Below are 3,563 nucleotides of genomic sequence, written 5' to 3' on the forward strand. Positions count from 1 at the left end.
ATTTTTAAGCCTATTGACAGCTTAAGTCCGACAGGCTGCTAGACGTTTAAAACGACTCTTATTGATCCAGATAAGTTGTTGTAGGTCGGAAAAGCCGCAGGCGCCTTCTGACAATAGCTGAATATCTGAGTCAGTGTCGGATGGCGCTTCGTTTATCCAATCTACTCTGATATCAAGAGGCTTATCGGGAATGGTATTAGGTGCTTAAAGCGGCGTAAGAGATTTTCAGAGTATTGGAGAAGAAAATGGGTTTAAGAGGCGATGCTGCCATTGTCGGTGCAGCACAATATAAACCGGAAAAATATCAAACCGCACCTCAGATGTTCCATCTGGAGCAGGTCGCGGATCTGGCGGCACAGGCTCTGGAAGATGCAGGCCTGGAAGCCAGTGATCTGGATGGCCTGGTGATCAGTGGTCCTCAGTTCCATGAAGCGGAAGTGTTTGTTCCGGCCATGGCCGCCGAATATATGGGCATTGAAGTCAACTTTGCCGAGGTGGTGGATCTGGGCGGTTGCACCTCGGTGGGTATGATCTGGCGTGCCGCCGCAGCCATTGAGCTGGGTTTATGTGAAGCCGTACTGTGTGTGATTCCCGCGCGTATGGCTCCGTTTGGCCCGGATGAAGATCCGGCCTGGATGGCGCAGGCGATGCGTTTTGGTGGTCACAGCACGCGCTTTGGTGCACCAGAGGCGGAATTTGATCTGCCTTACGGTCATATGGGCCAGAATACCGGTTATGCCATGATCGCTCAGCGTTATGCGGCTCAATACGGTTATGATCCACTGGCGATGGCAAAGATTGCTGTCGATCAGCGCATCAATGCTCAGTACAACCCGGATGCGATGTTCTACGGCAAACCTCTGACTTCTGATGAGGTACTGGCCAGTAAGATGGTCGCCGATCCGTTGCACGTTTTAGAGATCGTAATGCCAGTTGCCGGTGGTGCGGCGGTGATTGTGACGTCAAAAGAAGTCGCAGCCCGCACTAAACACCGTCCGGCTTATGTCAAAGGTTTTGGTGAGCGTCTGTCGTTTAAATCCCCTTCCTATGCCAAAGATATGACGGTAACACCGGTTGCAGAAGCGGCTAAGCGTGCGTTCGCCATGGCCGGTGTTAAACCTCAGGATATGGATGCGGCGCAGATCTATGACTGTTACACCATTACCGTGCTGCTGTCGCTGGAAGATGCCGGTTTCTGTCCGAAGGGCGAGGGCATGCGCTTTATTCTGGAAAATGACCTGACCTGGAAGGGTAACTTCCCGATGAATACTCACGGTGGTCAGCTCAGTTTTGGTCAGTCTGCATCCGCCGGTGGTATGTCTCAGGTGATTGAGGCCTTTACCCAGATAGCCGGTCGCGCCGATCAGCGTCAACTAGGCAAGTGTGATCAGGTATTTGTCTCGGGCACCGGTGGTGTCATGAGTGAACAGGGCGCATTGATTCTGCAGGGGGCTTAAGATCATGAGTATATTAAACACAATGTCAGGAAAACCCATGCCAGTGGCGACCGAGATCTCCAAGCCATTCTGGAATAATCTGAATCAGGGCAAGCTGACCATTCAGCAGTGTAATCAGTGTGATGGTTGGGTGTTTTTCCCTCGTCGTCACTGCAGCCACTGTATGGCTCATGATCTGGAGTGGAAAGAGGTCAGTGGAGAAGGCACCCTGTACAGCTATACCCTGACCCGCGTACCGACTATGTCGGAATTTGCCGATGAGATGCCTCAGGCGTTGGCTGTGGTAGAACTGGCTCAGGGCGTGCGCGTCAATACCACCCTGACTGGTCTGGATGAAGATGAGATCAAGATCGGCATGGCGGTTAAACCAGTTTTCCATCAGGTGGATGCCAAGGGCAATACCCTGCTGCGTTTTACTGGTGTCGATAAACCATTAGATAAAATCGCTTATCAGAACCCGCTGGATGCCTTGCCACGCAACGATAAAGGACAGGTGCAGGTGTCCATTGATAACTCCGCCGCATTGAAAGCACTGGCAAACGATGAGTTTACCGATTGGAGCAACACCATCACAGTAGATCAGACTCTGATCGATGCTTTTGCCGAACTCTCCGGTGATAACTACTGGATTCATACAGACCCGGTAAAAGCCAAAAAAGAGAGTCCGTTTGGCACCACCATTGCCCATGGTTCTCTGGTTCAGGTACTGCAATCCCGACTGCAGTTTGCCCTGCCGTATGAGATTACCGGTTTTGGCACTATGGTGAACTACGGCTCGGATCGTTTACGCTTCCCGGCTCCAGTACCGGCAGGATCAGAGATTCAGGCCCGAGCTAAGGTCAAATCTGTTATACAAAACCGTAAGGGTGTGCAATTGACTCTGGAAGTGCATATTCATGTGGTGGGTAACGAACGACCATCGGTGATCAATGATCTGGTGATCTTATACAGCTGATACCGACGTAATTAGTCGACCTTCCTTTCTGCTGTGCCGCCTGGGTTACCTGATTGTTTGTAAGATAAATCGTGGTGAATTCCCTCCAGGCGGCTTTTTTGTCTAAATTAGACTACGTTCTTGCAGTAAGGTTAGAACTCAGTTTCCACTAAACTATTGATGTGTCTGGTATACGCCGAAAGCACACTGCGGTTGGGTATTTTTAAGCGGTAAACCAGCTCACCAAAGTCGGTCTCCTGCCAGCTATCCAGCGTTAAATAACCTGCCTGGAACAACAAAGTGATCGGATTGATACGCTCAATATCAAAAGAGTCCAGAATCTCTTCACCCACCTCAATGGTTTCCAGATCTGTTAGACCCTAAGAATGACTTCGTCTTCAAGAAAATCTTCTCACAAGCCCCAGAGTTGCTGTCTGACCTGATCAATGCCGTGCGTGACGATCAGCCCGCTATCACAGAACTCGAAGTACTCAACCCCAATATTGAACCCGAAGATCTGACCGGTAAACATATCATACTGGATCTGTTGGCGCAGGATGTTCGGGGCAAGCGTTATAATATAGAGATGCAGGTTCGTCGATATAATGCCTGGAGTGCTCGCAGTGCGTATTACCTGGCCCGTATGTTGACCGAGCAACTGAGTAGAGGCGAAGACTATCGCCAGCTAAAAGATCCCATCAGACTGATTTATATCAGAAAAAACTTAGAAACTAGGGTTTTCCCTAGGTGGGTCGCAGTAGCAATTCTGATAGCTTAGATGTTTAAAACATACTGAATCTGTTTGTTTATACAGTATATTAACGGCGATAGAGAATATCGTGCTCGTTTAGACGGTAAAATAGCCTACCATTGCCAGTGTCGGTTATAAAAATATCATTAAATCAGTTGGTTATGGCATTTTTGATCGTAGAAGCAATGCGCGGTGATTGGATATAGTGAGCAAGCTCAATTGTTCGGAATCATCAAGGAATTGAACAGCTCAGTTGTTTTTTAAAAACAATAGGTTGCAGCTGATTGAATAGGGGATATTTGATTGGCCAAACCGAGAATGCGTGATATTAAAATAATGAGATGGACGCCCCTCTATACTTCCCATAGGTCGGTATAAATCAGTAGAGGGTGCAGCAATGAAACAGTTATCTGTTATTGGT

Annotated in this window: 4 protein-coding genes; 3 read left to right on the forward strand and 1 reads right to left on the reverse strand. The window is 48.7% G+C overall.

Going from position 1 to position 3,563, the window contains the following annotated elements:
- Window positions 1-245 precede the first annotated feature (245 nt).
- The gene (locus tag H579_RS0118460; protein WP_028301892.1) at window positions 246-1,457 is read left to right on the forward strand and encodes a thiolase family protein; all 1,212 of its coding nucleotides are present in this window, start codon (window positions 246-248) and stop codon (window positions 1,455-1,457) included.
- A gap of 37 nt (window positions 1,458-1,494) precedes the next feature.
- Window positions 1,495-2,412, forward strand: coding sequence for a bifunctional OB-fold nucleic acid binding domain-containing protein/MaoC family dehydratase (locus tag H579_RS0118465; RefSeq protein ID WP_245583307.1), 918 nt, complete (start codon window positions 1,495-1,497; stop codon window positions 2,410-2,412).
- A gap of 131 nt (window positions 2,413-2,543) precedes the next feature.
- Here the strand turns inward: H579_RS0118465 and H579_RS0118470 are convergent, their stop codons facing one another.
- Complete coding sequence (locus H579_RS0118470; protein WP_028301894.1) at window positions 2,544-2,744, reverse strand: hypothetical protein; 201 nt, start codon at window positions 2,742-2,744, stop codon at window positions 2,544-2,546.
- Between the two features lie 17 nt (window positions 2,745-2,761).
- Here H579_RS0118470 and H579_RS26480 point away from each other — a divergent pair, with 17 nt between their 5' ends.
- Window positions 2,762-3,169, forward strand: coding sequence for an Rpn family recombination-promoting nuclease/putative transposase (locus H579_RS26480; RefSeq protein ID WP_084624221.1), 408 nt, complete (start codon window positions 2,762-2,764; stop codon window positions 3,167-3,169).
- Window positions 3,170-3,563 lie beyond the last annotated feature (394 nt).

The organism is Oceanospirillum beijerinckii DSM 7166, from assembly GCF_000422425.1.
GTDB classification, from domain to species: domain Bacteria; phylum Pseudomonadota; class Gammaproteobacteria; order Pseudomonadales; family Halomonadaceae; genus Oceanospirillum; species Oceanospirillum beijerinckii.

Excerpts from the sequence above, each read along its gene's own strand:
- H579_RS0118465 (WP_245583307.1), top strand. The coding sequence starts at position 1,495 with ATGCCAGTGGCGACCGAGATCTCCAAGCCATTCTGGAATAATCTGAAT.
- H579_RS0118460 (WP_028301892.1), top strand. The coding sequence starts at position 246 with ATGGGTTTAAGAGGCGATGCTGCCATTGTCGGTGCAGCACAATATAAA.